This window comes from Micromonospora sp. NPDC049151, assembly GCF_040648395.1.
Lineage (GTDB): Bacteria > Actinomycetota > Actinomycetes > Mycobacteriales > Micromonosporaceae > Micromonospora.
Genome location: NZ_JBEZDP010000026.1, coordinates 19,232 through 45,345, shown reverse-complemented (window position 1 = coordinate 45,345; position 26,114 = coordinate 19,232). Strand labels below are relative to the sequence as shown.

Annotated in this window: 26 protein-coding genes; 18 read left to right on the top strand and 8 right to left on the bottom strand. The window is 74.6% G+C overall.

The annotated features are described in order from the left end of the window. Nucleotides 1-8: 8 nt before the first annotated feature. Genes AB0B20_RS24990 through AB0B20_RS24980 form a run of 3 tightly spaced genes read left to right on the top strand, consistent with a single transcriptional unit; the run spans nucleotide 9 to nucleotide 3,972 of the window. Entirely contained in the window at nucleotides 9-1,133 is a 1,125-nt protein-coding gene (locus tag AB0B20_RS24990) for a Vms1/Ankzf1 family peptidyl-tRNA hydrolase (RefSeq protein ID WP_357473904.1), read from the top strand. Continuing rightward, nucleotides 1,126-2,874, top strand: a complete 1,749-nt coding sequence (locus tag AB0B20_RS24985; RefSeq protein ID WP_357473901.1) for a thiamine pyrophosphate-binding protein — start codon at nucleotides 1,126-1,128, stop codon at nucleotides 2,872-2,874. Before AB0B20_RS24990 ends, AB0B20_RS24985 begins: the two co-directional genes overlap by 8 nt. A gap of 51 nt (nucleotides 2,875-2,925) precedes the next feature. Continuing rightward, entirely contained in the window at nucleotides 2,926-3,972 is a 1,047-nt protein-coding gene (locus AB0B20_RS24980) for an iron-containing redox enzyme family protein (RefSeq protein WP_357473898.1), read from the top strand. Nucleotides 3,973-4,056: 84 nt separating this feature from the next. On the opposite strand, the gene AB0B20_RS24975 is transcribed toward AB0B20_RS24980, so the two are convergent. Then, nucleotides 4,057-4,281, bottom strand: coding sequence for a CDGSH iron-sulfur domain-containing protein (locus AB0B20_RS24975; protein ID WP_357473894.1), 225 nt, complete (start codon nucleotides 4,279-4,281; stop codon nucleotides 4,057-4,059). Nucleotides 4,282-4,469: 188 nt separating this feature from the next. Here AB0B20_RS24975 and AB0B20_RS24970 point away from each other — a divergent pair, with 188 nt between their 5' ends. Beyond that, nucleotides 4,470-5,879, top strand: a complete 1,410-nt coding sequence (locus AB0B20_RS24970; protein WP_357473891.1) for a hypothetical protein — start codon at nucleotides 4,470-4,472, stop codon at nucleotides 5,877-5,879. Between the two features lie 244 nt (nucleotides 5,880-6,123). After that, entirely contained in the window at nucleotides 6,124-7,257 is a 1,134-nt protein-coding gene (locus AB0B20_RS24965) for a SigB/SigF/SigG family RNA polymerase sigma factor (RefSeq protein WP_357384165.1), read from the top strand. A 105-nt stretch (nucleotides 7,258-7,362) separates the two neighbouring features. Here AB0B20_RS24965 and ctaD read toward each other — a convergent pair whose 3' ends face one another. The 5 genes from ctaD to AB0B20_RS24940 all read right to left on the bottom strand — a co-directional run bounded on the left by ctaD (nucleotide 7,363) and on the right by AB0B20_RS24940 (nucleotide 13,077). Next, nucleotides 7,363-9,366 (bottom strand): cytochrome c oxidase subunit I, encoded by a 2,004-nt coding sequence (ctaD, locus tag AB0B20_RS24960; RefSeq protein WP_357384167.1) that lies wholly within the window; start codon nucleotides 9,364-9,366, stop codon nucleotides 7,363-7,365. A gap of 88 nt (nucleotides 9,367-9,454) precedes the next feature. Continuing rightward, the gene (locus tag AB0B20_RS24955) at nucleotides 9,455-10,186 is read right to left on the bottom strand and encodes an ATP-binding protein (protein ID WP_357384169.1); all 732 of its coding nucleotides are present in this window, start codon (nucleotides 10,184-10,186) and stop codon (nucleotides 9,455-9,457) included. 155 nt (nucleotides 10,187-10,341) lie between these two features. Continuing rightward, the gene (locus AB0B20_RS24950; protein ID WP_357384289.1) at nucleotides 10,342-10,794 is read right to left on the bottom strand and encodes a DUF4383 domain-containing protein; all 453 of its coding nucleotides are present in this window, start codon (nucleotides 10,792-10,794) and stop codon (nucleotides 10,342-10,344) included. A 119-nt stretch (nucleotides 10,795-10,913) separates the two neighbouring features. Further along, nucleotides 10,914-12,068, bottom strand: a complete 1,155-nt coding sequence (locus tag AB0B20_RS24945; protein ID WP_357473886.1) for a glycosyltransferase — start codon at nucleotides 12,066-12,068, stop codon at nucleotides 10,914-10,916. Nucleotides 12,069-12,096: 28 nt separating this feature from the next. Continuing rightward, nucleotides 12,097-13,077 (bottom strand): glucosyl-3-phosphoglycerate synthase, encoded by a 981-nt coding sequence (locus AB0B20_RS24940; RefSeq protein ID WP_357473956.1) that lies wholly within the window; start codon nucleotides 13,075-13,077, stop codon nucleotides 12,097-12,099. A gap of 247 nt (nucleotides 13,078-13,324) precedes the next feature. Here AB0B20_RS24940 and AB0B20_RS24935 point away from each other — a divergent pair, with 247 nt between their 5' ends. From AB0B20_RS24935 to AB0B20_RS24915, 5 genes are all read left to right on the top strand, one after another. Further along, nucleotides 13,325-14,347: a Gfo/Idh/MocA family oxidoreductase gene (locus tag AB0B20_RS24935; protein ID WP_357473882.1), complete on the top strand. Its 1,023-nt coding sequence runs from the start codon at nucleotides 13,325-13,327 to the stop codon at nucleotides 14,345-14,347. Then, the gene (locus tag AB0B20_RS24930) at nucleotides 14,340-15,428 is read left to right on the top strand and encodes a zinc-binding dehydrogenase (RefSeq protein ID WP_357384177.1); all 1,089 of its coding nucleotides are present in this window, start codon (nucleotides 14,340-14,342) and stop codon (nucleotides 15,426-15,428) included. Before AB0B20_RS24935 ends, AB0B20_RS24930 begins: the two co-directional genes overlap by 8 nt. A 161-nt stretch (nucleotides 15,429-15,589) precedes the next feature. Next, the gene (secA2, locus tag AB0B20_RS24925) at nucleotides 15,590-17,884 is read left to right on the top strand and encodes an accessory Sec system translocase SecA2 (RefSeq protein ID WP_357384180.1); all 2,295 of its coding nucleotides are present in this window, start codon (nucleotides 15,590-15,592) and stop codon (nucleotides 17,882-17,884) included. Nucleotides 17,885-18,051: 167 nt separating this feature from the next. After that, a complete protein-coding gene (locus tag AB0B20_RS24920; protein ID WP_357384182.1) occupies nucleotides 18,052-18,792 on the top strand; it encodes a GAF and ANTAR domain-containing protein in 741 nt (246 codons plus the stop codon). A 76-nt stretch (nucleotides 18,793-18,868) separates the two neighbouring features. Further along, nucleotides 18,869-19,372, top strand: coding sequence for a DUF2231 domain-containing protein (locus tag AB0B20_RS24915; protein WP_357473879.1), 504 nt, complete (start codon nucleotides 18,869-18,871; stop codon nucleotides 19,370-19,372). A gap of 73 nt (nucleotides 19,373-19,445) precedes the next feature. Here AB0B20_RS24915 and AB0B20_RS24910 read toward each other — a convergent pair whose 3' ends face one another. Continuing rightward, nucleotides 19,446-20,411 (bottom strand): DUF3500 domain-containing protein, encoded by a 966-nt coding sequence (locus AB0B20_RS24910; RefSeq protein WP_357384186.1) that lies wholly within the window; start codon nucleotides 20,409-20,411, stop codon nucleotides 19,446-19,448. A 23-nt stretch (nucleotides 20,412-20,434) separates the two neighbouring features. Beyond that, nucleotides 20,435-20,827: an ankyrin repeat domain-containing protein gene (locus tag AB0B20_RS24905; RefSeq protein WP_357384188.1), complete on the bottom strand. Its 393-nt coding sequence runs from the start codon at nucleotides 20,825-20,827 to the stop codon at nucleotides 20,435-20,437. A 70-nt stretch (nucleotides 20,828-20,897) separates the two neighbouring features. Here AB0B20_RS24905 and AB0B20_RS24900 point away from each other — a divergent pair, with 70 nt between their 5' ends. From AB0B20_RS24900 to AB0B20_RS24865, 8 genes are all read left to right on the top strand, one after another. Further along, the gene (locus tag AB0B20_RS24900) at nucleotides 20,898-21,275 is read left to right on the top strand and encodes a signal peptidase I (protein WP_357473876.1); all 378 of its coding nucleotides are present in this window, start codon (nucleotides 20,898-20,900) and stop codon (nucleotides 21,273-21,275) included. Nucleotides 21,276-21,379: 104 nt separating this feature from the next. Further along, entirely contained in the window at nucleotides 21,380-21,832 is a 453-nt protein-coding gene (locus AB0B20_RS24895; protein WP_357473873.1) for a cysteine dioxygenase family protein, read from the top strand. Nucleotides 21,833-21,867: 35 nt separating this feature from the next. After that, complete coding sequence (locus tag AB0B20_RS24890) at nucleotides 21,868-22,359, top strand: rhodanese-like domain-containing protein (protein WP_357473870.1); 492 nt, start codon at nucleotides 21,868-21,870, stop codon at nucleotides 22,357-22,359. Nucleotides 22,360-22,411: 52 nt separating this feature from the next. Next, complete coding sequence (locus AB0B20_RS24885) at nucleotides 22,412-22,972, top strand: winged helix-turn-helix domain-containing protein (protein WP_357473867.1); 561 nt, start codon at nucleotides 22,412-22,414, stop codon at nucleotides 22,970-22,972. Between the two features lie 292 nt (nucleotides 22,973-23,264). Beyond that, nucleotides 23,265-23,873 carry a winged helix-turn-helix domain-containing protein gene (locus AB0B20_RS24880; protein ID WP_357384197.1) on the top strand — a complete coding sequence of 203 codons (609 nt, stop codon included), beginning with the start codon at nucleotides 23,265-23,267 and terminating at the stop codon, nucleotides 23,871-23,873. A 98-nt stretch (nucleotides 23,874-23,971) separates the two neighbouring features. Beyond that, nucleotides 23,972-24,601 carry a uridine kinase gene (locus tag AB0B20_RS24875; protein WP_357473864.1) on the top strand — a complete coding sequence of 210 codons (630 nt, stop codon included), beginning with the start codon at nucleotides 23,972-23,974 and terminating at the stop codon, nucleotides 24,599-24,601. A gap of 182 nt (nucleotides 24,602-24,783) precedes the next feature. Further along, the gene (locus tag AB0B20_RS24870) at nucleotides 24,784-25,182 is read left to right on the top strand and encodes a TraR/DksA C4-type zinc finger protein (RefSeq protein WP_269706492.1); all 399 of its coding nucleotides are present in this window, start codon (nucleotides 24,784-24,786) and stop codon (nucleotides 25,180-25,182) included. Nucleotides 25,183-25,230: 48 nt separating this feature from the next. Next, a complete protein-coding gene (locus AB0B20_RS24865; protein ID WP_357384202.1) occupies nucleotides 25,231-26,100 on the top strand; it encodes a DUF72 domain-containing protein in 870 nt (289 codons plus the stop codon). The last annotated feature ends 14 nt before the right edge of the window (nucleotides 26,101-26,114 follow it).

The window sequence follows — 26,114 nt, the reverse complement described above, 5'->3', positions numbered from 1 at the left end:
GGTCGAGCATGCAGCTGTCCTTCCTGCGCCCGCTCTACGACCGTCCCGGGCCGTGGTGCTCGGTCTACATGGACGCCTCCCGCGACACCCAGGACGCGCGAGCGCAGGTCGACCTGCGCTGGCGGGCCCTCAAGGGCGACCTGCTGGGGCAGGGCGCCGACCCGGTCACCGTCGAGGCGGTGGAGGAGGTCGTCCGCCGGCACCAGCCGATGCCCGGCGACTACGGCATAGCCGTGTTCGCCAGCCGGGGTCGCGTGGTGCTCACCGAGTACCTGTCCGCGCCACCGCTGCGCGACCTGGCCAGCTGGTCGGCGCTGCCGCACACCATGCCGCTGGTGGCCCAGCGCGGCGAGCAGGTGGCCTGGGTGCGGGTGCTGGCCGACCGTACCGGCGCGGACGCGATGGCGGTCAGCGCCGGCGGGGTGCCCCGGCGGGCCCAGGTGCGGGGCGGGCAGAGCCGCCAGCTGCGCCGGGTGCAGCCGGGCGGCTGGTCGCAGTCCCGCTACCAGCGTGCCGCCATGGAGGCGTGGCACCAGAACGCCGGTGACGCCGCCGCGGCCACCGCCGACCTGGCCGAGCGGGTCGGTGCCGACGTCGTCGTGGTGGCCGGGGACGTCCGGGCCACCGGCATGATCGCCGCCCAGCTGCCCGCGCGGTGGCAGGACGTGCTGGTCCGCACCGACGCCGGCGCCCGCGACGGGGGCGCCGACGACACGCTGATGGACGACATCACGGTGCAGACCGTCGCCGAGGTCGCCGACCGGCGGATCGCCGCCGCGCTGGACCGTTTCGGCGTTCAGGAGGACGTCGGCGCCGGCCTGGACGCCGTGGTCTCCGCGCTGCAACGCAACCAGGTCGACACCATGCTCATCGTGGACGACGCGTCGGCCGACGGCGAGCTGTGGGTGGGCCCCGAGCCGACCGAGATCGCCACCGACCGGGCGCAGCTGGCCGACATGTCGGTGGCCGACCCCCAGCGGGTACGCGCCGACGCGGCGCTGCTGCGCGCGCTGATCGGCACCGACGCGGACCTCACGGTGCTCGCGCCGGAGGAGGCGCCGGAGCTGACCGACGGGGTCGGCGCGGTGCTGCGCTACGTCGACGCGGGCACGCCGGGGCGCGGCAATGGCTGAGCGGATCGTCGCCGACCTGGTGGTCGAACGCCTGCGGGCCTGGCGGGTACCGCGGGTGTTCGGCTGTCCGGGCGCGGCGGTCGCCCCGCTCGTGGGCGCGCTCGACGACGCGGGCGGGGATCCGGCGTTCGTCCCCGCCCGGCACGAGGAGACCGCCTCGTACATGGCCACCGGGCACGCGAAGTTCACCGGCGGCGTCGGGGTCTGCCTGGCCACCCAGGGGCCCAGCGCGGTGCACCTGCTCAACGGCCTCTACGACGCGAAGCTCGACAGCAAGCCGGTGGTCGCGATCGTCGGCGAGGACGTCACCGGTCCGCTCGGCGGCGCGCACGAGGAGATCGGGCTGAGCCGGCTCTTCGGCGACGTGTGCAACCAGTTCGTCCGCTACGGCCGCCGGCCCGAACAGGTGCCGGCGCTGCTGGACCAGGCGTTCCGTACCGCAGTGGCGACCCGCAGCCCGACCTGCGTGGTGCTGCCGCGGGCGTTGCAGGTCACCGCCGTGCCGGACCTGCTGCCGCAGGCCGCCGGGGTGGTCACCGCGACGCCCGGCGAGCCGCTGGCCCGGGTCATGCCGCACGACGCCGACCTGGATGCCGCCGCCTCGCTGCTCGGCAACGGGCAGCGGGTGGCGATGCTGGTCGGGCAGGGCGCGCACGGCGCGGCCGGGGAGATCGTCGCGCTCGCCGACCGGCTCGGCGCGGGCGTGGCCACGTCGCTGCTGGGCAAGCCGGTGCTCGACGAGCGGCTGCCGTTCCACACCGGCGTGCTGGGCGAGGTCGGCACCACCGCCGCCGCGCAGCTCATGGGCGCCTGCGACACACTGCTGATGATCGGCACCAACGATCCGTGGACCGACTGGTTCCCGATGCCCGGCCAGGTACGCACCATCCAGATCGACATCGACGGCCGGCGCATCGGCACCCGCTACCCGGTGGACGTGCCGCTGGTCGGCGACGCCGCCGAGACGCTGCGGGCGCTGCTGGCCCGGGTGCCGGAGCATCCCGGCCGCGAGTGGCGCGGCACGGTGGAGAAGATGGTGGACCGGTGGCGGGGAGCCGCCGCCGAACGCGCCGCCTCGCCCGCCGAGCCGGTGGACCCGCGGCTCGTGCTCCGCGAGCTGTCCGCCCGGCTGCCCCGGCGCGCCGGTGTCGCGGTCGACGTCGGCTCGGTCGTCTACTGGTACGCCCGGCACCTGGAACTGCCACCGGGGGTGCAGGCCCGGCTGTGCGGCACGCTCGGCTCGATGGGCTGCGCGCTGCCGTACGCGGTAGCGGCCAAGCTGGCCCGCCCGGACGAGCCGGTGATCGCGCTGCTCGGCGACGGCGCGATGCAGCTCAACGGCCTGGCCGAGCTGATCACGGTGGCGCACCACTGGCCGCAGTGGCGCGACCCCCGGCTGATCGTGCTGGTGCTGAACAACAGGGACCGGTCCGGCGTCGGTGGCGGCCGGTCACCGGGAGAGCGGCGGCCCGAGGTGCCGTACGCCGGGTGGGCCCGCCTGCTCGGGCTGCACGGCGTACGGGTGGACCGGCCCGACCTGGTCGGAGCCGCCTGGGACGAGGTGCTGGCGGCCGACCGGCCCGCCGTCCTGGAGGCGGTGGTGGATCCGGCCGTGCCGCTGGACGCGCCCGAACCGGCGCTGGCCGACCTGCGCGGCCTGGTGGCCGACGGGGACGCCGCCCGCCGGGTACGGGAGCGGGTGATCCAGACCGAGGCCATCGCGGCCGACGAAGTCGTTTAGCGGCATCCGGGCGGGGCACTGCGACCGGGCGCAACCGTCCCGGGAGGTCACATGTCAGTCGCCGCCGTCAGCCGATACGGCCCCGCGCCGCTGCCCGCGGCGCGCGGGCCGGTCTCCGCCGCGCTGCTGACCGCGCTGCGCGGGGCGCCGGGGGAGCTGCCGGCCGGGCTGGGTGCCGGGTTCGGCGCGGTGGCCGCGCCGCTGACCGACGAGGATCTCCAGCTCACCCTGTTCCTCTGCTACGAACTGCACTACCGGGGGCTCTGCGGCGTCGACGAGGAGTGGGAGTGGGAGCCGTCGCTGCTGGCGCTGCGCGCCCGTGCCGAGCGGCCGTTCGAGGCGGCGCTGCGCGAGCTGGCCGGCCCGCTGCCCGCGGTGCTGCCGGCCGCCGTGCCCGGCGCGCTGGCCGACCTGGTGGCCGCCGACGACGGGCCGCCGCTGGCCGCGACGCTGCAACGGCGGGCCGACCTCGGCCGGTTCCGCGAGTTCGTCGTCCACCGCTCGATCTACCACCTGCGCGAGGCCGACCCGCACAGCTGGGCGCTGCCCCGGCTCGGCGGGCCGGCGAAGGCGGCGCTGGTGGAGATCCAGACCGACGAGTACGGCAACGGCCGGCTGGACCTGATGCACGCCGAGCTGTTCCGCACCACGATGGACCGGCTCGGCCTGGACACCGGCTACGCCGCCCACCTGGACCGGGTACCGGCGGTGACGCTGGCGACGAACAACCTGATGTCGCTGTTCGGCCTGCACCGGCGGCTGCGCGGGGCGCTGCTCGGGCACCTGGCCGCGTACGAGATGACCTCGTCGTTGCCGAACCGCCGGTACGGCAACGGACTGCGCCGGCTCGGCTTCGACGCGGTCGCCACGCGCTTCTACGACGAGCACGTCGAGGCCGACGCCGTGCACGAGCAGATCGCCGCGTACGACATGTGCGGCGGGCTGGTCCGGGCCGAGCCGGCGCTCGCGTCCGACGTGCTGTTCGGCGCCGCCGCCGCGCTGGCGCTGGACGGCCTGTTCGCCGCGCACCTGCTGACCGCCTGGTCGGCCGGCGGGTCGTCCCTGCGCCCGCCCCAGCGCGCCGTGGCCGCCGCCTGACGCGATCTTGCACTTCGGGCCCTCTGCGTGCCCGGTTCGGGAGATTTGCCGGGGCCCGAAGCGCAAGATCGGCGAGGGTGGGGGTCAGGGCTCGCGGTCGCTGCCCGCCCGGAAACCGGTCACCTTGTGCGTGCCGTCGCAGAACGGCTTGATCGCGCTCTTGCCACATCGACACAGCGCCACGGTGCCCCGGCGCGTCTCGATCGGCGTGCCCTCGGGCGTGACCAGCGCGAAGTCGCCGCGTACCAGCAGCGGTCCGTCCCGGTACGGGGTGATGGTCGCCGCCGGGGTGCTCTCGTCGTCGGGCATGCGCGGTGCAGTGCCCGTCCCCGTCCGGCCCAAACCCGCACCCGAGCGCCGTTGCGCCCGCGACGGCGGGCACGCGGCGCGACGGCGTACCTGGGTGTGGCGGGCGCTGCCGTTACCGGGCGGGCCTTGGTCCTGACCCGTGGGGAGATGCCCCGTTTAGACCCCAGAGGGACGGGAAGCCGGGCCGCGTGGTGAGCGAACGAGTCGAACGGGTCAGCGGCGCCGGCCTGCCCGCGGAGCGGGTGGTGGCCGCCGGTAGCGCCGCCCGGATCCTGGTCGCCGCGACCGTCCGGGCGCTGCGCGGCGACGACTGCGCCGACCTCGGCCACCCGGGCGCGCTGTCCCGCCTCACCGGCGCGCCCGAGCCGGTACGCCGCGCCGCCGCCGTCCGGTCCGCCGGGCGGGCGGCGCTCACCGCCGGTCAGATCGCCGCCGTGGACGCCGAACGGGTGGCCGGGTGGTTCACCGGTCAGTACCCGGACCGGCGCTGGCCCGGCGTGGTCCTCGGCTCGCCGCACGGCGCCGCCGCCCACCTCGCGGTGGCGCTCGGCGTGCCCTGGCTGCCGGCCGGATTCGAACTGGCCGGGCAGTGGAGCAGGGGGGCGGTGGACCGCCCGGACGCCGCGCTCGCGCACGGGGCCACGCTCGCCGCCCGGCTGCTCGACGGCAACCCGCGCGTGCACGTCCGCCAGGTGCACTGCCCGGCCAGCCGGGGCGCGGCGGCCGGCGCGGCGGTCACGTTCGCGGTGCGCTGGCGCACGCTGCCGAAGGCGTACGCGCGCTTCCTGGCCGACCGGCTGGAACCGGCCGCTCCGGTGCTGCTGCTGCACGACGCCCGGACCTGGCCGGTCCGTGACGGCGGCGACGGGCACAGCTTCCAGTCCGGCTGCCCGGCCGGCGGCCTGGACCCGGTCGACTTCCACCCGGACGCCCACGCCCTCGGCGCGGTGCTGCGCGCGGCCGGCGGGGACGAGACGCGCTGGACCGCGCCGGAGGTCACGGTGGCGGGCGCGTTCGCCGAACACGGCGTGGAGCCCGGTTTCGAGAACGACGCCCGCTCCTTCGGCGACCGGCACGGGCATCCGCTGCACCGGGTGGTCGTGCCCCAGCCCGACGCGCTCAGCGCGGTGACCGCCGACCTGTACCGGCGCTGGCTGCGCCGGGCCGGCAAGACCGGGGACCGGCTGGTGGTGGAGTGCGGCCGGCTGCTCGACCCGGGGCAGGTGCTGCGGGCCGGGCTGGTGCCCTACTGGTGCGAGAACGCCACCGCGCGCCGGGTCGCCGGCGTCGAGTGGTGGCTGGCCGGCAGCGAGCCGTTCAGCTCGGTGGACGTGCTGCCCGAGCCGCCCGGTCTGCGCTCGCCCGCGTACGCGGGACTGCCCCAGTGGCTGGCCGTGGCCGGCTTCGGGCGGCGTCGGCGGGCAGTGGACCGGGGCGCCGCCCGGGGCTACCCGGTCGCCTCGGTACCCACCCGACGTGCCACGGAGGTGTTGCGCAACCAGCCCTGCGACCTGCCCGTGCCGCCGCCGCTGCGGATGGCCGAGGCGCTCACCGTGCTGCGTGACGCGGGCGCCCACCAGGGCCTGCTGGTCTGCTGACCACCGCCAGGCGCGGCTGCCCGGCCAACCTGGCGAAACATCCTCGCGATCCTGCGGTCCGTGATTGAGTACCTACGGAGCGGGAAGACCGCTCGCCGCGAAACGGCCCACGACGCCGTGCGGCGGGTAGCCGCCGCTCTCGACGTAATCCGTCACGTAACCCAACTTCCTCACCCGGAGCGTGGTCCGACCACGCGCACGACCGGTTCCGACCGGGCGGGGGCTCTTTGGCGAGGGGGCGCGGATGTTCGGACAGACCACCACACCCACACCACCGACCACCGACCGGGGTCTGGAGGACCTGGACGCCGCGGCGCTCGCGTACGCGGCCCGGATCGAAGGGCTGCCACCGGAGCGGCGGCAGGAGGCGCGGGACGACCTGGTCCGGTTCGCGTTGCCGTTCGCCGGCCGGCTCGCCCGCCGCTACCGGGGACGCGGCGAGCCGCTGGAGGACCTGGAGCAGGTGGCGCGTCTCGGCCTCGTCAACGCCGTCGACAGGTACGACCCGGAACGCGGCTCGTTCACCGCGTACGCGGCCATCACGATCGTCGGCGAGATCAAACGGCACTTCCGCGACCGCACCTGGGGCGTGCACGTGCCGCGCCGGCTGCGGGACCTGATCCTCGAGGTGGGACAGGCGACGGCGACGCTGACCAGCGAGCTGTCCCGCGCTCCCACGGTGGCCGAGCTGTCCGCCCGGCTGGAGACGCCGGAGGAGGAGATCCTGGCCGCGCTGGAGTCGGCCGCCGGCTACAGCCCGGCGTCGCTGAACGCGCCGGTGGGCGGGGAGAGCTCGGCCGAGTTCGGCGACCTGGTCGGCGAGTCCGACCACGCGCTGGAGTCGGTGGACGACCGGGTCACCGTCAGCGGCCTGCTGCACCGGCTGCCCTGGCGGGAGCGCCGCATCCTGGCGATGCGCTTCTACGGCAACCAGACCCAGGCGGAGATCGCCGCCCGGTTCGGCATCTCGCAGATGCACGTGTCCCGGCTGCTGTCGCGGGCGCTGACCTGGCTGCGCCAGGCGATGCTCGCCGACGCGCCGCCGCCCTGGCAGAACGGCACGGCCGAGGCCGAACCGGCGAAGGCCCGGATCTCGGTGAGGCAGAACGGCGACCGGGTGGTCGTCGAGGTCGGCGGCGAGGTGGACCGGGCCGGCGCGGACCAGTTGCGCCGGGCCGTGCTCCAGGCGGTCACCGGGCAGCCGCGCGAGGTGGTGGTCGACCTGGTCGGGGCCGGTGGCTTCGACGCCGGTGGAATCGCCGCGCTGATGGCCGGCCGGGACGCCGCCGCGCGTACCGGTGTGCCGCTGCGGCTGACCCGGGTGCAGCCGGCGGTGCGCCGCTCCCTAGTCGCGGCCGGACTGCCGCCCGCCGACTGACCCGCCGCACGCGCGTACCGCGCCGGCCTCCCGCCTCGGGGAGCCGGCGCGAGGCGTACGACGAGAGGGCCGGCGCCGTGCGGCGCCGGCCCTCTGGCGGTGTCCTCAGTTGTCCGGCGTGTCCCCGTGCCCGCGCGGGTGCCGCCACCTGTCGTCCGGCTGGTCGCCGCGTTCGGCGTTGAGCGCGCTGCCCTCCGGTTCGTCGGTCTCCTCGAAGCTGGGCCGGCGCACCTCCTCCGGCTCCGGCACCTCCACCGGCCGGGCCCCGGACTGCGGCGCCGGCTGGTAGTCCACCGCCTCGGGCGCCCCGTACGCGCCGCCGAGCGACGGCGCCTGCGGCACGTCCCGCTCGTGGTGCAGCTCCTCGCGGAACGTCTGCGGCGGCTTGGTGGTGCGCTGCGGCAGGTCCCGGCCCAGGTCGGAGACGAGCGGGCCGTACTTGAGGTCGAACGCCGGCCGCTCGGAGCGGATGCGCGGCATCCGGTCGAAGTTGCGCAACGGCGGCGGGCAGCTGGTGGCCCACTCCAGCGAGTTGCCGAAGCCCCACGGGTCGTCAACGGTGACCACCGCGCCGTACCGCCACGACTTCCAGATGTTCCAGATCACGAACAGGGTGGACGCGCCGAGGACGAACGAGCCGATGCTGGAGATCGTGTTCAGCGTGGTGAAGCCGTCGCCGGGCAGGTAGTCGGCGTAGCGGCGGGGCATGCCCTCGTTGCCCAGCCAGTGCTGCACCAGGAAGGTGGCGTGGAAGCCGATGAACATGGTCCAGAAGTGCATCTTGCCCAGCCGCTCGTCGAGCAGCCGCCCGGTCATCTTCGGGAACCAGAAGTAGAGGCCACCGAACGCGGCGAAGACGATGGTCCCGAACATCACGTAGTGGAAGTGCGCCACCACGAAGTAGCTGTCGGTGACCTGCCAGTCCACCGGCGGGCTGGCCAGCAGCACCCCGGTCAGGCCGCCGAGCAGGAACGTCACCAGGAAGCCGACGGCGAACAGCATCGGTGTCTCGAAGGTGATCTGGCCCTTCCACATGGTGCCGATCCAGTTGAAGAACTTCACCCCCGTGGGCACCGCGATCAGGAAGCTCAGGATGCTGAAGAACGGCAGCAGCACCTGCCCGGTGGCGAACATGTGGTGCGCCCAGACCGTCATCGACAGCACGGTGATGGCGACGGTCGCCAGCACCAGGCCGGTGTAGCCGAAGATCGGCTTGCGGGAGAACACCGGGATGATCTCGGTGATGATGCCGAAGAACGGCAGCGCGATGATGTAGACCTCGGGGTGGCCGAAGAACCAGAACAAATGCTGCCAGAGCATCGGCCCGCCGGTCGTCGAGTCGAACACGTGCGAGTGCAGCAGCCGGTCCGAGGCCAGCGCCATCAGCGCGGCGGCCAGCAGCGGGAAGACGAAGATCACCAGGACGCTGGTGAGCAGCGCGTTCCAGGTGAAGATCGGCATCCGGAACATGGTCATGCCGGGGGCGCGCAGCGTCACGATCGTGGTGATCAGGTTGACCGCGCCGAGGATCGTGCCCAGACCGGACACGGCCAGGCCGACCACCCACAGGTTGGCGCCGACGCCGGGGGAGTGCTGCGCGGTGCTCAGCGGCGTGTACGCGGTCCAGCCGAAGTCCGCCGCGCCGGCCGGGGTGGCGAACCCGCCCACGACCATCAGCGCGCCGAGGAAGTAGAGCCAGTACGCGAACGCGTTCAGCCGGGGGAACGCCACGTCGGCGGCGCCGATCTGCAGCGGCACCAGGTAGTTGGCGAACCCGAAGAAGAGCGGGGTGGCGAACAGCAGCAGCATCACCGTGCCGTGCATGGTGAACATCTGGTTGTACTGCTCGGGGGAGACGATCTGCATCCCCGGCCGGGCCAGCTCCGCCCGGATGATCAACGCCAGGACGCCGCCGACGATGAAGTAGGCGAACGACGTCATCAGGTAGAGCATGCCGATCTGCTTGGCGTCGGTGGTGCGCAGCAGACGCCACAGCGCGTTGCCCTTCACCGCCTCCCGCGTCGGTCCGGGGAACCCCCCGAACCGGGCCGGCGCCAGGATCGCGGGCCCTCGGTCTCGTGCCGGTTCCGTGACTACCCGCTTGGGCATGGCATCTCACCCCGTGGTGACGACAGACAGGACGGGCGGGCGTACCCGGCCCTCTGCCCATGTAACCAGGCGAGAGCGGAGAATTCGGTCAATTAGCCGGGAGCATGGCCCAGACGACCTTGCCGGCGCCGACCGGAGTGCTGCCCCAGCGCTGGGTCAGCTCCCGCACCAGCATCAGCCCGCGGCCCCCCTCGGCGCGCGGGTCACGGCTGGTCGCCGCGCGGGCGTCGGCGGGGTTGCCGTCCATCACCGCGACCCGCAGGTACGGCCGGCGCAGCGTCAGCGTCACCTGCATCGGCGTGCCGGCGTGTCGCACCACGTTGCCGACCAGCTCGCTGAGCACCAGCGAGGCCGGACCGGCCAGCTCGGGCACGTTCCACCTGCCGCACGCCTCGGTGACCAGTTCCCGGGCGCGCCGGCAGGCGCCGGTGACCGGCTCCAGCCGGACCCGCAGCCGGGGCGCCGCCGCCGCGCCGGCCAGCGCGGTCGCCTCGGCGCAGTCCCGGCGGACCGGCACGACCCGGCAGGCGGTGGTCTCAGCCAGCCAGGCCGCCGTCTCGGCGCAGGGAGCGGCGAGCACCATCGGCACCGCCGGCCAGTCCGCGGCCCGCCGCGCCGCGGCGGCGAAGACGGACAGCGCCAGCGGTTCGCCGACCTCGATCTCCTCCAGGTCGACCACGAGGGCGTCCGGCTGCGCCGCGAGGCAGCGGTCCAGCACCTCGTGGACCGCGCGCATCGTGGTCAGGTCGAGCGCTCCGGCCAGCCGTACGACAGTGACCGGCGACTCGTCGCGGACCTCGCACCTGATCCGGGTCACCATCGCCGCCTCGTTTCCATCTCGTCGGGGAGGGTCGCCCTCGCCGGGGAGGGCCGCCCGGTCGGGGTCGGTCGCCGCCGTCCCGCAGCCGGAGGACTACGGACGTACCCGGGCCCCGGACCGGCGAAACCGGGCGTCCGGGGCCGCCGGTGGGCAGGTCAGTGACGGTCCCCACGGCGTGCCGCGAACAGCCCCAGCGCCAGCATGGCGGCGCCCAGCAGCAGGTGCAGCCACGAGTCGGCGCGGTTGACCGCGAGCGCGTTCGCCGCGTCGCGGCGGTCGACGGCCAGCCCGTAGAGCCACAGCGCCAGATAGACCGCCCCGGCGCCGACCAGGAACGCGCGGGCCCCGGCCACCGTGCGGGCCAGCACCAGCCCGGCCGCACCGAGCACCAGGTGCACCAGGTTGTGCACGGCCGAGACCTGGAACACCCCGAACAGCCGGGCGCCGGAACCCGGCCCGGCGAAGCGCAGATCCGCGAAGTCGCCGGTGATGCCCGGCACGAAGCCCAGCGCGCCGAGCAGCAGCAGGAGCACGGCGAACCCGGAGGCGATCCGGCGTACCGGCGCCCGCCCGTCGGCCGGGTTGCGCCGCGCCCGGGAGTGCGCCATCGAGTTCGTCACGCCGGCCTCCTCGCCACCGCGGGATGCGCCGGTTTCCCGCGCCCGGCGGGGGCAAACGCCGGCCCGGCCACGCGGGGCGGCCGGGCCGGTGGACGTGGTCGACCGGGTCAGGCGGGCTGCAACGGCATCGCCACGCCCGCCCGGACCCGGTCGTACAGCTCGACGTACCGCTGCGCCATCCGGGCCGGGGTGAACCGCCGGGCCGCCTCTCGCCGGCACTCGGCCGGATCCAGCCCGGCGGCGGCGAGCACCAGGTCACCCAGCTCCTGCTCGTCGCCGGTGAGCAGGCCGGTACGGCTGTGCTCGATCAGCTCGGGCAGGCAGCCGCGGGCGGTGGCGACCACCGGCGTGCCGAGCGACAGCGACTCGACCACGGCGGTGCCGCCCGGTTCCTCCCAGCGCAGCGGGAACAGCGACGCGCGCGCGGAGGCGACCAGGCCGTCGCGCTCTCGCCCGGCCACCGTGCCGACCCAGCGCACCCGGTCGCCGTCGACGTGCGGCGCGACGTGGTCGTAGAAGAAGCGCACGTCCGGGTTCTGCCGCGCCTCGTCGCCGGCCGCGGCCAGATCCTCCGGCCGGTGGTACGGGCCGACCGGCCCGGCCAGCACCAGCCGGAAGCCCGCCTCGTGGGCCAGCCGGGCGCCCAGGTCCTGCCCCTTGCCGGGGTTGATCCGGCCGAGGATGACCACGTGGTCGCCCTTGGGCACCGGCGGCTGCCGGTCCGCGTCCACGGCGAGGGGGGTGGACAGGTGCACGTGCCCCACCGAGTGCGCGCGCAGCGCCTCGGGGGCGCGCGCCAGCTGCGACGCGGAGACGCCGTTCACCCGTACCCGGTCGCCGCCGTCGAGGTTGCCGTACAGCTCGGGGTGCTTGGCGAGGTCCCAGTGCAGCGTGTGCAGCACCGGCGGGGCGTCCGGGCCCATCGCGGCGAGGGTGGCCAGCCCGACCGCCTCCACGTGGTCGTGCACCAGGTCGATGTCGTCGCGGGCGTGCAGCGTGCGCACCACGCCGGACAGGTGCGCCTGGGAGACGCCGCAGACCTGGTTGTACGGCCGCTGCAAGGCGTGGAACTGGCCGTCCGGGAAGACGGCGATCTTCTCGTCGACCGGCAGCGTGCTGCTCTCCACCGAGGCCAGCACCACCCGTACGCCCAGCCTGCGCAACTCCGGCACCAGGGTGGCGATCACGTTCTCGATGCCGCCGTAGCCGGGTGGCGGCACGGACAGCCACGGCCCGGCGTTCATCAGCACGGTGAGCGTCATGTGCTTTCCTCTCCCGGGCTCGTCCCGCTCACGCGGCGACCCGGCGACGGGGGAGACGGTGCCGCAACTGCGCCAGCGGCGGGCGTTCCTGCACTGACACGTCGTTCACCACGATCTCGCGGTCCAGGTTGGGCAGCGCCTCCGAGCCGCCCCGGCGGAACTGGGTCAGCAGCGCGGTCGGCGCCGTCCCGGGCGCGGCCCACCCGCGTCGTTGCAGCCGGGACCAGGCGGTCAGCATGATCTGCGCCGACATCCGGCCCAGCGCGGCGGTGTCCTGGTGCCGGTGCTTGCGCTCACCCAGGTCGACCTGGGCCAGCGCGTCGAGCCCGACCAGTTCCAGCAGGTCGATCAGCATGGCCGTCTCGACGCCGTAGCCGGTGACGAACGGCACCCGCTCCAGCACCTCCCGGCGGCCGGCGTACTCACCCGCCAGCGGCTGCACGAAACCGGCCAGCTCCGGCCAGAACAGGTTCAGCAGCGGCCGGGCCATCAGCTCCGTCACCCGCCCGCCGCCGTCGGGCTCCACGCTCGTCGCGCCGACCAGCGGCCGGTGGTAGAAGCCCTTCACGAACTCCACGCTCGGGTCGGTGAGCAGCGGGCCGAGCAGCCCGGTCACGAAGTGCGGCCGGAACTCGCGCAGGTCGGCGTCGACGAACGCGACCACGTCCCCCTCGGCCGCGGCCAGGCCGGCCCAGAGCGCGTCGCCCTTGCCGGTCAGCCGGGGCAGCCCGCTGGTCATCGCGTCCTGGCTGACCACCTCGGCGCCGGCCGCGCGCGCGACCCGGGCGGTCCGGTCCGTGGACCGGGAGTCGACCACGATCAGCTCGTCGACAAGCGGTACGCGGTCCATCAGGTGTTCCCGGACCGTCGACACGATCGCGCCGACCGTCGCCTCCTCGTTGCGTGCCGGCAGCACGACGCTGACCCGGCTGTTCCCCTTGGCCCGCACCAGTAGTTGCGCCGGCCAGTCGGCGGCGGTGCTGGTGCGGTACGTGGCCCACGCCTCCACCACTGGTGAGACGGTCGAATCTGACTCCCGCACGGGCACCCCCATCGATGGTGGAATCGCTGACCTGGTTTTCCCAATCCCGCATCCGCGCTAACCGGATCTTGCCCAACAACCTGATCACCTGGCGCGTACCGGGAGGTTCCGGGCGGATGAACGTTACGTTGCGCCCCCCGGCGGCGTTTGGCGCGACGCCGTCGGGGGGAGTGGTGACCCCAGTCTCTGGAGTCGTGGCGAGAGGTTGTGGTCGATGCGTGCCTGCCGGGTGGGACTTGTCGGAGCCGGCGGGGTGGCGCAACGCCACGCCCGGGTGCTCACCGGCTTCGAGGACGTGGAACTGCTCGGCGTGACCGACGTCGCGCCGGACGCGGCGCGGTCGCTCGCCGGCACGTACGGCGGCCGGGTGTTCCGCGACGTGGACGAGCTGCTCGCGGCCGGCCCGGACGCGGTGTACGTGTGCGTGCCGCCGTTCGCGCACGGACCGGCCGAGGAGGCGGTGGTCGCCGCCGGGGTGCCGATGTTCGTGGAGAAGCCGGTGGCGCTCGACCTGGACACCGCCGAGCGGATCGCGGCCCTGGTGGAGCAGCGGGGACTGCTCACCGGCGTCGGGCACCACTGGCGCTACCTGCACGTGGTCGAGGAGGCCCGGCGGCTGCTCGCCGGCCGTCCGGTCCGGATGGTGAACGGCGCCTGGCTGGACAAGGTGCCTCCGGTGGCCTGGTGGGCGCGGCGGGACCGCTCCGGCGGCCCGGTGGTCGAGCAGGCCGCGCACGTGCTGGACCTGATCCGGCTGCTGGCCGGCGAGGCGGTCGAGGTGAGCGCGTACGGCGACGGCGCCCCGCCGCCGGTCGACGGCGCCGACATCGACTCGGTGACCGCTGCCACGCTGCGCCTCGGTTCCGGCGCGGTCGGCACGCTCGCCGCGTCCTGCGTGCTCGGCTGGAAGCACCGGGCCGGCGTGGAGGTCCTCGCCGACGGGCTGGCGCTGTGGCTGTCCGAGGACGGCCTGACAGTGCGCGACGGCGACGGCGAACGGCACCTGCCCGCCGATCCGGACGCCGCGCGGGTGGCAGTCGACCGGGCGTTCGTCGACGCCGTGTGCGGCCTCGGCGACGACGTCCGGGTGCCGTACGCCGAGGCGCTGCGCACCCACCGGCTCGCGCTCGCGGTGGCCGAGTCGGCGCGTACCGGGCGGCCGGTGGCGCTGCCGACCGGCCCGTCGGCCCGGCTCACCGCGGCGGTCGCGGACGCGGGGGTGAGCGTCGATGCGTGACCGGGTGGTGGTGGTCCCCGGCCCCGGCCGGGTCGAGCTGGCCGAACTGGACGCCCCGGAGCTGCGCGACGGCACGTTCCGGGTGGAGACGCTCTACAGCGGCGTGTCCGCCGGCACCGAACTGAGCTTCGTCAAGGGCACCAACCCCTACCTGCACGTCACCTGGGACGCCGCGCTCGGGCTGTTCCGGCCCGGGGAGGCGGCCACGCCGTACCCGGTGACCCGGCTCGGCTACATGCAGGTGGGGCGCGTGGTGGAGAGCCGGACCCCGGCCGTCGCGGTGGGCGAGGTCGGCGCCATGACGTACGGGCACCGCAGCGGCTGGGTCGCCGACCCGCTCGCCGAGCGGTTCGTGCCGCTGCCCGACGACCTGGACCCGCTGCTCGGCGTGTACGTGGCGCACATGGGCCCGATCTGCGCCAACGGGCTGCTGCACGCCGCCGCCGACCTGTGCGGCACGGACGTGCGCACGCTCGGCGACGGCGTACGCGGCCGCCGGGTCGCTGTGGTCGGGGGCGGCGTGGTCGCGCTGCTGACCGCGCTGTTCGCCCGCCGGCACGGCGCAGCCTCGGTGGTGGTGGTCGACCCGACGCCGGCCCGGCGGCAGGTCGCCGAGGCGCTCGGCCTGGACACGCTCGACCCGGACGCCGACGACCCGGCAGTGGTGCTCAAGACACGGTGGAACCACGCCGCCGGGGACCGGGGCGCCGACGTGGTCTTCCAGTGCCGTGGCCAGGACTGGGCGTTGCAGCTCGCGCTGCGCCTGCTGCGCCCGCAGGGCACGGTGATCGACCTGGCGTTCTACCAGGCGGGCGCGGACGCGGTGCGGCTCGGCGAGGAGTTCCACCACAACGGGCTGTCGCTGCGCTGCGCGCAGATCGGCCGGGTGCCGCGCGGGCTGGCCCCTACCTGGGACCGGGAGCGGCTGTCCGCGGAGACGGTGGAGCTGCTGCGCCAGTACGGCGACGTGATCCGCAAGCACCTGATCTCGGCCGTGGTCCCGCTGGACGAGGCCCCGGCCCTGCTGACCGACCTGGCCGAACGCCGCCGCACCGAACTCCAGGTGATCCTCACCCCCTGACGGGCCCTCGCCCGAGCGCGTCGATCATGAGGTTGGCGGCGACAAAACGGACACGAAACGCCGTCAACCTCATGATCGACGGAAGCGGACCGGAAGGGGTGGACCCGGCGCGCGGCGGGCGGGGGTCACAATCGGCTCCGGTTCGCGTACCGTTGCGGCTCATGGGTGTGTCGCAACGGTTGAAGACCAGGTTCCGTCGATTCCTCCAGCGCCCGGGGACGACAGTCGACCTGGCTCCGCTGGAGAAGCTGCTGCCGGCGATCGAGGCGCGCGAGGCGGACCTGGAGCAGCTGTCCGACGCCGAGCTGACCGAGGCCGCCGGCCAGGCGTCGGGTTACGAGGAGATCTGCGCGATCGGCCGCGAGGCGGCCCGGCGCGGGCTCGACCAGCGCCCCTACGACGTGCAGCTGCTCGGCGCGATGGCGCTGCTGTCCGGCAAGGTCGCCGAGATGGCCACCGGTGAGGGCAAGACGCTCACCGCCACCGTCGCCGCGTACGGGCACGTGCGGCTGGGCAACGGCCCGGTGCACGTGCTCACCGTCAACGACTACCTGGCCCGCCGGGACGCCGAGTGGATGACTCCCGTCTACGACCTGCTCGGGCTCACCGTCGGCTGGGTGAACGAGGCGTCCACGCCCGACGAGCGGCGTGCCGCGTACGCCTGCGACGTCACCTACGTCTCGGTCAGCGAGGCCGGCTTCGACTTCCTGCGCGACCAGCTCGTCACCGACCTGGCCGACCGGGTGCAGCCGCCGCTGAAGACCGCGATCGTGGACGAGGCCGACTCGATCCTGATCGACGAGGCCCGGGTGCCGATGGTGCTCGCGGGCGCCGTCGGCGGCGAGCAGGACCCGGTGCACGCCGCCGCCGCGCTGGTGCGCGGGCTGCGCAAGGGCAAGCACTACACGGTCGCCGACGACGGCCGCAGCGTCGCCTTCACCTCGGTCGGCCTCGCCACCGTCGAGGCCAAGCTCGGCGGCATCGACCTGTACGACGAGGAGCACGTCGGGCAGCTCTCCGCGGTGAACGTGGCGCTGCACGCGCACGCCCTGCTGCACCGCGACGTGGACTACATCGTCCGGGACGACTCGGTCGAGCTGATCGACGAGATGCGCGGCCGGGTCGCCCAGCGCCGCCGCTGGCCGGACGGGCTCCAGGCCGCGGTCGAGGCGAAGGAGGGCCTGGACGCCACCGCCGAGGGCGAGGTGCTGGGCACGATCACCGTGCAGGCGTACATCGCGCTCTACCCCACTGTCTGCGGCATGACCGCCACCGCTGTGCTCGTCGGTGACCAGCTCCGCGAGTTCTTCGGCCTCGAGGTCGCGGTGATCCCGCCGAACACCCCCTGCGTCCGCGAGGACGAGCCGGACCGGATCTACGCCACCCGCGCCGAGAAGGAGGAGGCGCTGGTCGACGAGATCACGCGCTGCCACCAGGCGGGGCGGCCGGTGCTGGTCGGCACGCTCGACGTCAAGGAGTCCGAGGGGCTGGCCGCCGCGCTCGAGGCCGCGGGGGTGTCCTGCGTGGTGCTGAACGCGAAGAACGACGACGAGGAGGCCGGCATCATCGCCGAGGCCGGCGCGTACGGCGCGGTGACGGTCTCCACCCAGATGGCCGGCCGGGGCGTGGACATCCGGCTGGGCGGCAGCGACCAGGCCGACCGGGACCGGGTGGCGGAGCTGGGCGGCCTCTACGTGATCGGCAGCGGCCGGCACGACAGCCGCCGGGTCGACGACCAGCTCCGCGGCCGGGCCGGCCGGCAGGGCGACCCGGGCGGGTCGGTGTTCTTCGTCAGCCTGGAGGACGACCTGGTGGTCCGGCACGCCGGCGACACCGTGCCGCCCTCACCCCGGATGAACGCCGACGGCCTGGTCACCGACCCGCAGGTCGACTACGCGGTCGAGCACGCCCAGCGGGTCGCCGAGGGCGTCAACCACGAGATCCACCGCAACACGTGGCGCTACAGCCAGGTGATCGAGCAGCAGCGCAAGGCGCTCGCCGAGCGCCGCGAGCGGCTCCTGACCAGCGACATCGCCGCGCTGATGCTGCTGGAGCGGGTGCCGGAGAAGGCCGGCGAGATGGACGAGGACCTGCTCGCCGACGTGGCCCGCAAGATCGCCCTCTACCACCTGGACCGGCTCTGGGCCGACCACCTGGCCGAGCTGTCCGAGGTACGCGAGGGCGTGCACCTGCGGGCGCTGGGCCGGCTCGACCCGCTCGACGAGTTCCACCGCAGCGCGGTGCCGGCGTTCAACGCGCTGGTGCCCGAGATCGAGACGCGGACCGTGGCCACGTTCGAGGAGACCGAGTTCGACGAGGGCTGGGAGCCGGACTCGTCGAAGCTGGTACGGCCGAGCGCCACCTGGACGTACCTCGTGCACGACAACCCGTTCGGCTCGGAGCTGGACCGGCTGATCGCCTCGGTGGGCCGCCGGCTCATCTCCGGGTCGCGCTGACCGTCGCGAAGGGCCCCTTCCCGGTCCCGGGAAGGGGCCCTTTTTGCGCGGTTTCGCGCGCGGTCTGCGAGGGTAGTAGGCCGGGGCCCGGCCACAGGAGGGACGGACATGGGACAGGCAACGGTGCCGAACGGGGAGACCGCGTGGACGGTGGGTGCCACACCCCGATGAACCTCGACACGCGCCAACCCATGATCGACAACCTCAACGTGCTGGAGACGGCCGCGCTGCTGCGTGAGCTGACGGCCGGCCTGATCGGTGCGGCCGGGTTCGACGAGGCGCTGGACCGCCTGGTCCGGATCGCCCGCGACGCCGTGCCGGGCGTGGACTGCTGTGGCTTCACCGTGCTGCGCGCCGGTGAGCCGGCCGGGGTGGCCGCCTCCGACCCGGACCGCGCCGAGCTGGACGACCTGCGGCACGGTCCGGACACGCCGGCGATGGCCGCGATCCGCCGCCGGGAGATGATCATCTCGGCCGGGCCGCCCGGCGAGACGCGCTGGCCGGCCTGGAGCGAGCGGGCCCGGGCGCTCGGGGTGCACGGGGTGATCTCCGCCCCGGTCGACGTGGACGAGCAGGTGATCGGCGCGATCAACCTGTACGCCGAGTCGCCCGGCGCGCTCACCCCCCGGCATCAGCTCACCGCCATGCTGCTCGCCGAGCACGCCGGGCTGCTGCTCGCCGCCGCGCGGGACCGCGAGCGGGCCGCCACCCGGGCCGGCCAGCTCGACGACGCGCTGCTGGCCGAGGGGGTGGTCGGGCAGGCCGTGGGCGTGATCATGACGCAGCGCGGCTGTCCGGCACCGGAGGCCCTTCAGGTGCTGCGCAGCGCCGCGTCCTCGCTGGACATCCCGCTACGCGAGGTGGCCGAGCGGCTCGTGCTCACCGTCTCCCGGCCCCGGGACAACTGAGCGACAGTCGTTTCACCTCGCGGCGCCTCGGGTAGCACTCTGGACTGGTGAGCTGCGCCGACCTGGGGAGGAAGCGATGCAGAGCCGGCTGCGGGTGCAGGGGCATCCCATCCAACCGATGCTTGTCACGTTCCCGTTCGGCCTGTTCGTCTGCGCCGTGGTCTTCGACCTGGCGGATGTGGCCGGTGGTCCGGCGTTCCTCGGTGAGGTGGGCTACTGGACCGCCGTGGCCGCGCTCGTCGCCGCCGGCCTCGCCACCGTCGCCGGCCTGGTCGACCTGTGGGACGTCCGCGCCGGGCGGACCAGCCGGACCGTGCTGACGTTCAACCTGGTGAACGCCGTCATGGCGGCGCTGTTCCTGCTCTCCTGCCTGATCCGGGCGAACGCGCCGCAGCGGGGCGCGAACGGCGCCCTGCTCGCCGCCGAACTCGTCGCGCTCGCCGTCGGCGCGGTCGGCGTGGCCCTGGGCGCGCGGTTGATGCAGCAGTTCGAGCGGGTCACCGAGCCGAGCGGCTTCGAGACGTTCGGCGACGTGCCGGCCGGGTCCACCGTCGAGATCGCCCGCCCGCGCCCGTTCTGACCCGGCCGGCACCGACGAGCTGCGTCGCCCGGACGGGCGGATCAGCGCCGGGGGAGCGTTCGTCGCGTCTCCCTCATCGAGGCCCGCCGGGCCGGTGGGCCACGGCGTGGTGCGCGGCCAGCACGTCGGCGCCGAAGTCACCGGCCGGGCGGCGCAGGACGGTGTGCGCGTGGTTGCCGTCGTCTGTGGTGTTGTCGTACTCGATCAGCAGGTCCTCGCCCTGCACCCGGTAGTAGTGCCGCCGGCCCGGCTCGACCGGGCCGGCCCAGGCGAAGTGCAGCTCGCCGCCGCCGAGCCGGTCGGCCTCCCGGGCCGCCAGCTCGGGCGGCAGCCGGTCCAGGTAGAGCGCGACCAGCCGGTCGAGCAGCGCCCGGCCGGTCGGCCGCAGCCGCCCCCGGGGTACGCCGAGCGGGTCGAGCCGGTCCGGTGCGGTGGCCCGGGTGGCGCTGATGATGTCGGCGGGCGCCTCCGCGGCGATGATCGCGGCGGACCGGCCGCCGGGACCGAGCGCGTCGAGCAGCTCGCGGGCCAGGTCCTCCTCCGGGCCCAGCGGCCGGGTGACCGGGCGGCCGGCGTGCCGGACGGTGGCCGGGTTGGCGCCCAGGAAGATCGGCGCGGGGGAGACGCGGTCGTCGGCGACCGTCATGCTCACCGACAGGTGGTGTCCCTCGAACCGCCAGCCCCAGCTGTCGTCGCGGGCCGGGTCGCCGAAGACGGACACCCAGTAGTCGCCGCTGTGCCGGCCGCGCCGCCAGTCCTCCGCCCGGTCCAGCACCTCTTCGAGGGCCATCACGCTCATGGCCTGCGCGTACGCGGCCGGGCTGAGCGCGGTGGCGAGCAGCCGGTGCGCCGCCTTGCGGGCGGTGACGTCCAGGCCGGCGAGCGTGACGCCGGGCCGTGGCCGGGGCCGGTACTCCAGCCACCGGCGGGCCGGCTCGTCGTCGAGGGCGTGCCGGGCGGCATGGCGGGCCGGTTCGTCCAGCGCGGCCAGGAACGCCGTCGCGGCGGTGCGCATCTGCTCGGGTACGGGATCGTCCACGGTCCCTGTATACCGCTCGCCGGTCACGCGCGGCCGAGCAGCGCCAGCATGTCGGGCAGCTCGAAGAACCGCGCGGTCTCGACGGCGGACGGGCCGCCGTGGTCCGGGTCGGCGCCGGCGTCGAGCAGCGCGCGGACCGCCGCCTCCTGGCGCCGGAACACGGCCGCGGCGAGCGCGGTCTGTCCCCTGTCGTTGACCCGGGCCGGGTCGGCACCCCGGGCCAGCAGCGCGGCCACCGTCTCCGGGTGGGCGTGGTACGCGGCGAGGATCAGCAGCGTGTCGCCCTTGGCGTTGGTGAGGTTGACCGGCAGCCCGGCGTCCACGTTGGCGGCCAGCTCCTCGGTGGCGCCGGCCCGGGCCAGGTCGAACATCCGGTGGGCGAAGGCGATGGTCTCGTCGTCGAGTTCGTCGGGCATCCGCCCAGGCTATGGCGTCGCGGCCGGACGCGCCTGGTAGCTTCGCCAGCCGGGCACGGGAGGCGCGGGCATGGACGATCGGGTGTACGTGGGCAACGCGGCGGTGGACGGCGCGACCGACGCGGGCTGGCTGCTGGGCCACTTCAAGCCGGCCGGGGACGTGCGGCACAGCACCGACGTCGAGGTGAAGTGGGGCCTGCACCCGGCGGGGGAGACCCGGTCCCGGTGGGCCACCGGTGAGCGGCGTACCGCCCTGCTGGTGCTGATCAGCGGCGCGTTCCGGATCGAGTTGCCGGACCGGACGGTGGTGCTGCGCGCGCCCGGTGACTACGTGGTGTGGGGGCGAGGCGTGGACCACTCCTGGTACGCCGAGCGGGAGTCCACGGTGCTCACCGTCCGCTGGCCGTCGGTGCCGGGTTACAAGGTGGATCCGCCGGTCCTCCGCTGAGCGCGACCGGCGTCCCAACATCTGGTATTACCTACTAAACCGATAGGCTTTACCGTCTAAGCTGTGCGGGTACATCCGCTCCGCACCGTGAGGACGCACCGCCGATGACCAGCACCGCTCCCGCCGACCTGCTCGCCGTCGCCGCCCGCTGGGCCGACCCGCACGCCTGGCCGGTGCCGCTGCGGTTCGAGGCGTCCGACCGCTGGTACGCCCGGCTGGACGCCGACGACGAGCACGAGGTGTGGGCGTTGAGCTGGCTGCCCGGGCAGGGCACCGACCTGCACGACCACGGCGGCTGCGCGGGCGCGTTCCTGGTCGTGGCCGGCGTGCTCACCGAGGAGACGGTCGGCGGCGGCCGGCTGCGCCCGCACCGGCTCGCCGCCGGAGCCGGCCGGCGCTTCGGCGTACGGCACGTGCACCAGGTCACCAATCACGGCGACGCGCCCGCCGTCAGCGTGCACGTGTACCGGCCGGCGCTGACCCGGATGACCCGCTACCACCTCGTCGCCGGCCGGCTCCGGGTCGCCGAGGTGGCCCACGCCGGCGTGGCCTGGTGACACCCCGCAACCCCGACGAACGGAAGGACGCCCCGATGGCGCAGACCCCCACCCGCACCGAGCGCTGTCCGGTCCCACCGCCCGGCTCGCGCGGCATCGACGAGATCCTCGCCGCCGCCCGGGCCCGCCTGCGCCGCCTCGACCCGGAGCGGGCCCACCTGGCGTGCCGGGGCGGCGCGCTGCTGGTGGACATCCGCCCCGCCGCCCAGCGTGCCGCGCAGGGCACCGTGCCCGGCGCGCTCGTCGTCGAACGCAACGTGCTGGAGTGGCGCTTCGACCCGCGCTGCGCGGCCCGGCTGCCGCAGGCGACCGGCTACGACGTCCCGGTGATCGTGCTCTGCCAGGAGGGCTACACCTCGTCGCTGGCCGCCGCCGCGCTCCAGGACATCGGCCTGCGCCGGGCCACCGACGTCGTCGGCGGCTTCGCCGCCTGGCAGATCGCCGGCCTGCCCACCCTCGGTCCCACCCCGCCGACCCGACCCTCGTCCGCCGCGCCCCCGGTCACCGCCGGCGGGGCGCTCCGCTGACCGTCCCGCCACGACCGGCGGGGCGGGGCGACCGCCCGCACAGGAGGCTCCCATGTCCGTCGTCGCCCTCACCACCCGTCCGGCCCGCTCGGGCCGCCCCGACCGGGCCGGGCCGCCCCGGCCGCGTACCGCACCGACGCTCACCATCACGCTCGACCTCGGCGCCGGGCCGCTGACGCCGGGCCTCGCGCGCCTGGTCGACCTGCTCGACGAACTCGCCGCCACCGGCGAGGGACTGGCCGCTCCCGACGGCCCGGCCGGCCGTACCGTGCTCGACCTGCGCCGCGGCGAGGCGCCGGCGCTCGCCCCCGGCGGCGTGCGCATCCTCACCGGCACCCGGCGGGTCCGGCACGGTGGCACCGAGGTCATGCTCACCCGCATCGAGTACGACCTGCTGCTGTTCCTCGCCGAACACCCGCGCCGGGTGTTCACCCGCCTGCAACTCCTCGCCAACGTCTGGGGCTACGAGCACGCGGTGGCGCGCACGGTGGACGTGCACGTCCGCCGGCTGCGGGCCAAGTTCGGGCCGGACACGCCGCTGGTGACCACCGTGTACGGCGTGGGCTACCGCCTCGCCGACGACGCCGCGATCACGGTGGACCGCGACGCCTGAGCCCGGCCCGGCCGGCACGCGGCGCACCCGGATCCCGGGTGCGCCGCGTTGACCTCGCCGACGCATCCGGCATTGTGAACCCCGGGGCAGACCCCCCTACCAGAGGCGATCCGGCGCTCTGCTGTAATCAACGGGCCTCGCACGCAGAGCGAGCACGCGGCTCCGATGTGTTCGTCAAATGTCACATTCACGCAACGCAGCCGCCCCTTGACCCTCGCGGAGACGCCGGGAAGCATCGATGCAGCGGCGTCCCGGGCCGTGGGGAGATACCCGGACCAGCCCAAGGAGGACCATGTCGGTCAGCCCCGCCTCGTCGCGCGCCGGATGGCATACGTCCCAACCCGCGGTCCCCGGTCGGCCCCCCGGCGGCCAGCGTCGTCCCGCGAACACCGCCGCGCCCATGCTCACCGTCACCCTCTCCATCCCCCTGGCGTGCGAGGAGTCGCTGACCCCAGCCGCCCGCCGGCTGCTCGACGCCGCCCGCGAGATGCTCGAACACGGTGACGCGGTGGTCAGCGCGGCCACGGTTCCGGCCGAGCGCCGGCCCGACGGCGTCCCGGCCGGCCGCGCCCCCGCGCGTCCGCTCGCCCCGACCATCCCGGCCCTGCACATCCTCGCGTCGTCCCGGTCGGTGCTGCGCGACGGCGAGCCGCTGCCGCTGACCCGCCTGGAGTTCGACCTGCTGCTGCACCTGGTCGCCCACCCGCGCCGGGTGTTCACCCGGCTGCAACTCCTCAACGCGGTCTGGGGGTACGAGCACGCCGGCGTCCGCACCGTCGACGTGCACGTGCGCCGGCTGCGCGGCAAGGTCGGTGTGGACGTCCCGCTCGTCACCACCGTCTACGGCGTCGGCTACCGGCTCGCCGACGACGCCCGCGTCACCATCGACCGCACCGGCTGACACCGGGGACACCACCCGCCGATCGCCGCCGGACGGAGCCCCGACCGCCCGGAGCAGATCATGTGGTGACCCGCCCGCCCGCGCGGCACGATGGTCCGATGCGCGTCCGCCCGATCAGCCCCGACCGGCTCGTCAGCGAGCTGGCCGAGCGTCTCGCCCGCACCGGGACACCCGGCCGGCTGCGGGTCGCCGTGGACGGCCCGCCCGCCGCCGGGCCGGACGCGCTCGCCGGAGCGCTCGTCGACCCGCTGCGCGCCGCCGGCCGGCCCGTGCTGCACGTCCGCGCCGGCGACTTCCTGCGCCCGGCCTCGGTACGCCTGGAACACGGCCGCACCAACCCGGACGCGTACTACGAGAGCTGGCTCGACGAACCGGGACTGCGCCGCGAGGTGCTCGACCCGGCCGGTCCGGACGGCTCGGGCCGGCTGCTGCCGTCGCTGTGGGACACCGCCGCCGACCGGGCCAGCCGCGCCGCGTACGTCGAACTGCCGCCCGGCGGGGTGGTCCTGGTCAGCGGCGCGCTGCTGCTCGGCGGCACGCTGCCGTTCGACCTCACCGTCCACCTCGTGCTCTCCCCGGCGGCGCTGGAAAGGCGTACCGACGCCGCGCTGCGCTGGACCCTGCCCGCGTTCGCCCGCTACGCCGGCGAGGTCGACCCGGCGTCCTTCGCCGACGTGGTGGTCCGGGCCGACGACCCGCGCCGCCCGGCCCTGGTCGAACCCGCCTGACCAGCCCCTACCGACTCACGGGAAACACTCAGGAAACAGGCGGTTTGGTCCGCTGAGGGGACGGGTAATCGCCCGGCTCACAGAGCACGGGTGATCTCGTCGCCCGCGCATCCACAGTCGGACCGGATCCGGGGCGCTGGCCGCCCCGGTCCGGTATGAGGACGTAGGAAAGGCAGGCAGCGATGCTCGTCCACGACACGACAGCCACCGGCCGCTCCCAGGCGGAGGTCGACCAGATCCGGCAGTCCCTGCGGTCGCGGTACGACGAGCTGACCGCCGAGTACGAGCACACCATGGCGCAGAGCCAGGTGCTGCGGCTGGTGGAGGTCGGCGACACCGCCGGCGACGACCAGGCCGACAGCGGCACCAAGACCGCCGAGCGGGACACCGCGCAGTCGCTGCTGCGCACCATCCTGGACCGGCGGGCCCAGTTCGAGCACGCGCTGACCCGCCTGGACGAGGGCACCTACGGCTTCTGCGAGGGCTGCACCGCCCCGATCCCGGTGGAACGGCTGGAGATCTTCCCGTCCGCCACCTCCTGCGTGGCCTGCAAGCAGACCCGGGAGCGGCGGGCGGCCTGAACGCCGTTCCGGTTGCCGGTCGGTCCTGCTGCGCGGTGAACTCCCGCGATGGGTGAGATCAGGGTGGGCACCGCCTCGTGGACCGACCGGACGCTGCTCGACTCCGGCTGGTACCCGGCGAGCGCCGACACGCCGGAGAAACGACTGGCCTACTACGCCCGGCAGTTCCCGCTGGTCGAGGTGGACGCCACCTACTACTCGCCGCCCGCCGAGCGGACCGCCCGGCTGTGGGCCGAACGCACACCGGCCGGGTTCACCTTCAACGTCAAGGCGTTCAGCCTGCTGACCGGCCACCCCACCCGCGTCTCCGCACTCTACAAGGACCTGCGCCCGGAGACCGGCAAGCGCAACGTCTACCCCGGCGACCTGCCCGCGCAGGCGTACGAGGAGGTCTGGACCCGGTTCCTGTCCGCCCTCGACCCGCTGGTCGACGCGGGCAAGCTGGGCGCGTTGCTGTTCCAGTTCCCGCCCTGGTTCACCATCAAGCGGGACAACAAGCAGTACCTGCTGGAGGTGGCCCGGCGGTGCGCGCCGCTGCGCCCGGTCTTCGAGTTCCGCCACGCCTCCTGGTTCGACGGCGACAACGCCGAGGAGACGCTCGGTTTCCTGCGCGAGCACGACCTGCCGTTCGTCTGCGTGGACATGCCGCAGGGGCACAAGTCGTCCGTCCCGCCGGTGCTCGCGGCCACCGCCGACCTCGCGGTGGTCCGCTTCCACGGCCACAGCGACAAGTGGACCAGCAAGGACATCCACGAGAAGTTCGGCTACGACTACTCGAAGCGGGAACTGCGCGACTGGGCGCCGAAACTGCGCGAGCTGGCCGGCGACGCCGAGCAGACGCACGTCCTGATGAACAACTGCTACCGGGACTACGCGCAGCGCAACGCCGCCACGCTCGCCGGCCTGCTGGACGCCTGAGCGTCTCACCCGAT

Coding starts and splice junctions, on each gene's coding strand:
- AB0B20_RS24975 (WP_357473894.1), bottom strand. CDS start 4,281: ATGCCCGACGACGAGAGCACCCCGGCGGCGACCATCACCCCGTACCGG.
- AB0B20_RS24875 (WP_357473864.1), top strand. CDS start 23,972: ATGCGCGTCCGCCCGATCAGCCCCGACCGGCTCGTCAGCGAGCTGGCC.
- AB0B20_RS24930 (WP_357384177.1), top strand. CDS start 14,340: ATGCGTGACCGGGTGGTGGTGGTCCCCGGCCCCGGCCGGGTCGAGCTG.
- AB0B20_RS24895 (WP_357473873.1), top strand. CDS start 21,380: ATGACCAGCACCGCTCCCGCCGACCTGCTCGCCGTCGCCGCCCGCTGG.
- AB0B20_RS24955 (WP_357384169.1), bottom strand. CDS start 10,186: ATGGTGACCCGGATCAGGTGCGAGGTCCGCGACGAGTCGCCGGTCACT.
- AB0B20_RS24880 (WP_357384197.1), top strand. CDS start 23,265: ATGTCGGTCAGCCCCGCCTCGTCGCGCGCCGGATGGCATACGTCCCAA.
- AB0B20_RS24905 (WP_357384188.1), bottom strand. CDS start 20,827: ATGCCCGACGAACTCGACGACGAGACCATCGCCTTCGCCCACCGGATG.
- AB0B20_RS24945 (WP_357473886.1), bottom strand. CDS start 12,068: ATGACGCTCACCGTGCTGATGAACGCCGGGCCGTGGCTGTCCGTGCCG.
- AB0B20_RS24885 (WP_357473867.1), top strand. CDS start 22,412: ATGTCCGTCGTCGCCCTCACCACCCGTCCGGCCCGCTCGGGCCGCCCC.
- AB0B20_RS24890 (WP_357473870.1), top strand. CDS start 21,868: ATGGCGCAGACCCCCACCCGCACCGAGCGCTGTCCGGTCCCACCGCCC.
- AB0B20_RS24865 (WP_357384202.1), top strand. CDS start 25,231: ATGGGTGAGATCAGGGTGGGCACCGCCTCGTGGACCGACCGGACGCTG.
- AB0B20_RS24915 (WP_357473879.1), top strand. CDS start 18,869: ATGCAGAGCCGGCTGCGGGTGCAGGGGCATCCCATCCAACCGATGCTT.
- AB0B20_RS24950 (WP_357384289.1), bottom strand. CDS start 10,794: ATGGCGCACTCCCGGGCGCGGCGCAACCCGGCCGACGGGCGGGCGCCG.
- AB0B20_RS24935 (WP_357473882.1), top strand. CDS start 13,325: ATGCGTGCCTGCCGGGTGGGACTTGTCGGAGCCGGCGGGGTGGCGCAA.
- AB0B20_RS24980 (WP_357473898.1), top strand. CDS start 2,926: ATGTCAGTCGCCGCCGTCAGCCGATACGGCCCCGCGCCGCTGCCCGCG.
- AB0B20_RS24985 (WP_357473901.1), top strand. CDS start 1,126: ATGGCTGAGCGGATCGTCGCCGACCTGGTGGTCGAACGCCTGCGGGCC.
- ctaD (WP_357384167.1), bottom strand. CDS start 9,366: ATGCCCAAGCGGGTAGTCACGGAACCGGCACGAGACCGAGGGCCCGCG.
- AB0B20_RS24870 (WP_269706492.1), top strand. CDS start 24,784: ATGCTCGTCCACGACACGACAGCCACCGGCCGCTCCCAGGCGGAGGTC.
- AB0B20_RS24920 (WP_357384182.1), top strand. CDS start 18,052: ATGAACCTCGACACGCGCCAACCCATGATCGACAACCTCAACGTGCTG.
- secA2 (WP_357384180.1), top strand. CDS start 15,590: ATGGGTGTGTCGCAACGGTTGAAGACCAGGTTCCGTCGATTCCTCCAG.
- AB0B20_RS24965 (WP_357384165.1), top strand. CDS start 6,124: ATGTTCGGACAGACCACCACACCCACACCACCGACCACCGACCGGGGT.
- AB0B20_RS24990 (WP_357473904.1), top strand. CDS start 9: ATGCAGCTGTCCTTCCTGCGCCCGCTCTACGACCGTCCCGGGCCGTGG.
- AB0B20_RS24900 (WP_357473876.1), top strand. CDS start 20,898: ATGGACGATCGGGTGTACGTGGGCAACGCGGCGGTGGACGGCGCGACC.